We start from the raw sequence: 4,116 nt of genomic DNA on the forward strand, positions 1-4,116 counted from the left end.
ACCCGGTGCGGGTCGGCGGCGGCGCCGGTGAGGATCAGGGTGGGCGTCGTCGGTGAGGTGAACAGTGGCAGGGAGAAGTCCAGCTCCAGGCCCGCGGAGACGACGGCTATCGCGGGCGCGGGCGCCTGCCCGGACGCCTCGCGGCGGGCGGCGAACTCCTTGCGGGCGCGGGCCGGCCGGTACCCCTCCTGCCGGACCGTTTCGGCACCGACCACGACGACGTCGGCCAGGGCTCGCAGCGTGCCGAAGATCCGCATGTCCGCGGCGCTGGAGATGGGGTGCGAGCGGCCGTCGTGCTGGGCCGCGCCGTCGAGGGTGGAGACCATGTTGGCGCGCAGCCAGGGCTCACGGCTGCCGGGCCCGCCCTGCGGGTCGGTGGGGTGGGTGGGGTACGCGTAGGCGTCGGCCAGTTCGTCGAGGGTCCACTCGCGGTCGGCGGCGGCCGCGGGGGTGGCTGTCTCTTGGGTCACAGGGAACAGGCGTCGCATGACACGCAGTGTGACATGCCGCTTAACATGGGGAAGCGTGTCGCCTTCCACCTCCGCCGCCGGTCGCGGACCCATAGCCGAAACGGCCCCGCAGTCCCTGTGCGCCCGTGAGCCCCACGTTCCCGCCGACCGCCTGGTGGCGGAGATGGTGCCGCCGCCGCGTTTCGGCTCGGCCCGCTTCGGGACGTACATACCGGACCCGAACCAGCCGAGCCAGAGCGAGGCGGTCCGCGTCCTCGAGGGGTTCGCCGCCTCTCTCGACGGGGCCCCGGCGGACGGCGGCGGCGGTGCGATGCGCCGGCTGTTCGGCCGCGGCAGGGCGAAGCCCTCCGCACCGGCCGGACCGCGCGGCGTCTACCTGGACGGCGGGTACGGCGTCGGCAAGACCCACCTGCTCGCCTCGTTGTGGCACGCCACCCCGGCGGAACCGGCGCTGAAGGCGTTCGGCACCTTCGTCGAGCTGACCAACCTGGTGGGCGCGCTCGGGTTCCAGCAGACCGTGAAGACCCTCTCCGGGCACCGGCTGCTGTGCATCGACGAGTTCGAGCTCGACGACCCGGGCGACACCGTGCTGGTGTCCACGCTGCTGGGGAAGCTGGTGGACGCCGGGGTCGCGCTGGCCGCCACCTCCAACACGCTGCCGGGCAAGCTGGGCGAGGGCCGGTTCGCGGCGGCGGACTTCCTCCGCGAGATCCAGGGCCTGTCCGCGCACTTCCGCGCGCTGCGCATCGACGGCGAGGACTACCGCCACCGTGGCCTGCCGGAGGCGCCGCCGCCGTTCTCCGACGAGCAGGTGCGGCGCGTCGCCCACGCCACGCCGGGGGCCGCCCTGGACGACTTCCCCGCGCTGCTCGACCACCTCTCACGGGTCCACCCCAGCCGGTACGGCGCGCTCACCGACGACCTGGCCGCGGTCTGCCTCACCGGTGTGACGGCCGTGCCGGACCAGTCCACGGCGCTGCGGCTGGTGGTCCTCGCCGACCGGCTGTACGACCGTGAGGTGCCGGTGGTGGCCTCGGGGGCGCCGTTCGACGAGCTGTTCAGCGCCGAGATGCTGGCCGGGGGGTACCGGAAGAAGTACTTCCGGGCCATCTCGCGGCTGACGGCGCTGGCCCGCGACGCCAAGCCGCTGGTCGAGGCCTGACCGTCCCGCCCGGCGGCCCCCGGCCGGGGCGGCACCCGTCGGACCGGCACCGATCCGACCGGCGCTGATCCGAGCGGCACCGATCCGACCGGCACTGATCGGGCGGGCCCGGGGTACCCGGCGCGGCATGAGCACTCGTTACCCTCCGCTCGGACCGTCCTACTGGATGCGGACGGCCCCCGGCGACGAGCCGTATCCCTCCCTGGCCTCCGACGTGGACGTGGACGTCGCGATCATCGGCGCGGGCATGGCCGGCCTCAGCACGGCGCACGAGCTGATGCGCGCCGGCCGGACCGTGGCCGTGCTGGAGGCGGGCCGGCTGGCCGGCGGTGTCAGCGGGTACACCACCGCCAAGCTGACCGCCCTGCACGGCATGGTCTACGCGCGGCTGCACAGGACCCGCGGCGCCGAAGGGGCCCGCCTGTACGCGCGGTCGCAGACCGAGGCGGTCGAGCACGCCGCGGCCCTGGTCGAGGAACTCGGCATCGACTGCGACTGGGAACCCCGCAGCGCGTACTCCTACGTCACCGACCCCGCTCGGGCCGACGAGGCCAAGGCGGAGGCGGAGGCGGCCCGGGCGGCGGGACTGCCGGCGGTGTTCACGCAGGTCACCGGGCTGCCGTTCCCGGTGGCCGGGGCGGTGCGGGTCGACGGACAGGCCCAGTTCCACCCGCGTTCCTACCTGCTGGCGATCGCCGCCGACCTGGCCGCGCAGGGGGCGCTGATCCTGGAGAACACCCGCGTCACCGGCCTCACCGAGGGCGAACCCCACCTCCTGGAGACGGACACCGGCAGCGTGGTGCGCGCCCGGGACGTCGTGGTCGCGACCCACTACCCCGTCTTCGACCGGGCCCTGCTGTTCTCCCGGCTGAAGCCGCGCCGCGAGTTCGTGGTGGCCGGGCGGATGCCGGACTCCCTGGACCCGGACGGCATGTACATCACCTCCGAGGAGAACACCCGGTCGGTGCGGACCGCGCCGCTGGACGCCCCGGGGAAGCGGCTGCTGATCGTCACCGGCGAACACGTCCTGCCCGGCACCGGCGACCCTGAGGAACGCTTCCGGCGGCTCGCGGACTGGGCGGTGGCCAACTTCCCCGGCGTCGAGCCGGCGTACGGCTGGGCCACGCAGGACACCGACGCCACCGACACGGTGCCGCTGGTCGGGCCGCTCCACCCGGGGGCGCGGGGGCTGTGGGTGGCCACCGGGTTCCGCGGCTGGGGCATGAGCGGCGGCATCATGGCCGGCCGGCTGCTCGCCACCTTGATCGACGGCGGCACCAGCCCGTGGGCCGGACTGTACGACCCGCGCCGGGTGCTGCCGGTGGTCCGGGAGGCGCCCCGGTTCCTCCGGACCCAGACGGAGGTGGCCAAACACTTCGTCGGCGACCGGCTGGCGGCCGCGTGCCGGGCGACGCCGGTGGAGGACATCGAGCCGGGGGACGGAGCGGTGGTGCGGGTGGGCGGTGAGTCGCTGGCCGTCCACCGGGACGACGAGGGGGCCCTGCACGCGGTCTCGGCCCGCTGCACGCACCTCGGCTGCCTGGTCGGCTTCAACGCCGCGGAGCGCGCGTGGGAGTGCCCCTGCCACGGCTCCCGCTTCGCCCCCGACGGCTCCGTCCTCCAGGGCCCGGCGACCCGGCCGCTCGCCCGCCGCGACCTCCGCCACCGCCACGACACCCCGCCTTCCTGACACGGCCCCGCGCCCCTGGGGGCGCGCCCCCTCCCGTGGCCGCGGGAGGGGGCCTCGGCCGGAGCACCACCTCGGCCTGAGCACCGCCCGGGGGTTTGGCAGACTGTCCCCGTGACCACGTCGCCCTTCACCATCACCACCGACCCCCGGGACGAGAAGCCCCAGTACGTGCTGCCGCTCGTGGTGCGGCTGGAGAAGACGGATCCCCCCGCCCGCACCGACGCGCTGGAGACCTCCGCCCGTGCGGTGCTGACCGTGCTGGACGACCCGCGCTCGAGCGGCGACGGCGAGTGGGCGGAGGCGGTCGAGGCGTGGCAGGACGCGCGGATCCGCAAGGTGGTCCGCCGGGCCCGGGGCGGCGAGTGGCGCAAGGCGCAGACGCTGCCCGGGATCACCGTGAACGGAAGGTCCGCCGAGGTGCGGGTGTACCCGCCGGTCCCCCTGGACGGCTGGCCCAGGGAACTGGCCAAGCTCCAGGTCTCCGGCACCGACCTGGACGACCCGGAGCCCCCGCCGCCCGCCGACCCCGCCACCCCGGTGCTCTGGCTCAACCCGGAGGTGCACATGTCGGCCGGCAAGACGATGGCCCAGACAGGCCACGCCGCCCAGCTGGCCTGGTGGGAACTGTCCGGCGCCGACCGCGCCGCCTGGCGGGACTCCGGTTTCGCCCTCGCGGTCCGCACCGCCTCGCCCGAGCGCTGGGCGCGCCTGCTCCGGTCGGACCTCCCCGTGGTGCGCGACGCCGGTTTCACCGAGATCGCGCCGGGCTCGTGCACGGTGATCGCCGGCCACCC

Annotated in this window: 4 protein-coding genes; 3 read left to right on the forward strand and 1 reads right to left on the reverse strand. The window is 75.2% G+C overall.

The features are described 5' to 3' along the window. On the reverse strand, window positions 1-488 hold a 488-nt coding region (locus HW445_RS20780), incomplete at its 3' end, for a dihydrofolate reductase family protein (RefSeq protein WP_180222493.1). 37 nt (window positions 489-525) lie between these two features. Here HW445_RS20780 and zapE point away from each other — a divergent pair. From zapE to HW445_RS20795, 3 genes are all read left to right on the forward strand, one after another. Beyond that, window positions 526-1,632, forward strand: a complete 1,107-nt coding sequence (gene zapE / locus HW445_RS20785) for a cell division protein ZapE (RefSeq protein WP_180222494.1) — start codon at window positions 526-528, stop codon at window positions 1,630-1,632. A 127-nt stretch (window positions 1,633-1,759) separates the two neighbouring features. Then, window positions 1,760-3,322 carry an FAD-dependent oxidoreductase gene (locus HW445_RS20790; protein ID WP_180222495.1) on the forward strand — a complete coding sequence of 521 codons (1,563 nt, stop codon included), beginning with the start codon at window positions 1,760-1,762 and terminating at the stop codon, window positions 3,320-3,322. Window positions 3,323-3,433: 111 nt separating this feature from the next. Next, a partial coding sequence (locus HW445_RS20795) for an aminoacyl-tRNA hydrolase (RefSeq protein ID WP_180222496.1) occupies window positions 3,434-4,116 on the forward strand: 683 nt, incomplete at its 3' end.

Source organism: Streptomyces sp. UH6 (assembly GCF_013421635.1).
Taxonomy (GTDB): domain Bacteria; phylum Actinomycetota; class Actinomycetes; order Streptomycetales; family Streptomycetaceae; genus Streptomyces; species Streptomyces abyssomicinicus.